Here is a 549-nt window from a genome sequence, read left to right as displayed (position 1 = left end):
CATAAAGTTGGAATATTCCATATTGGCATAGCCTGCCCTTAGCTTGCAGTTTTTGCTGGCGGAGAGCATGATTTCAAGTGTCGGAAGTACAACGTAGAATTTTGCATTACTTCCGGAGTTTTGTTTCTTTGTATTCATATGTATCCGTCTTTTTGTTAGAAATAATGCTGCAAAGTTCTTAACAAATAGGGCTTTAGAAAGAATATTAAATTGCCAATATTGGCATTATATTGCCATTTTGCATTTTTAACATTATGCGTTATTTGTTGCCGTGTTGCCCAATACGTAGGCGAAAATATTGAGCCTGCCATATCAATCACACCTTTGGGACTGTCAGTGCATGGTGCAAGGTCTATCTATATATATAGACTTGCACCATGCACTGAAAATTGTAGCCAAAAGATTTCTAAAACATTTTCCCACAATAATTTGGAGGATGTTCTACTTTTTTGTACTTTTGAACCCAAGAAATGCAAGTGCGCATTTCGGGTAGCAGTATCTGCGTGTACTCTCAAAATACTCTGTTGTGGCTACAATATGGCTACAATT

The organism is Prevotella amnii DSM 23384 = JCM 14753 (assembly GCF_000378745.1).
In the GTDB taxonomy this organism is placed as follows: domain Bacteria; phylum Bacteroidota; class Bacteroidia; order Bacteroidales; family Bacteroidaceae; genus Prevotella; species Prevotella amnii.
Note: the sequence above shows the minus strand (reverse complement) of the source record.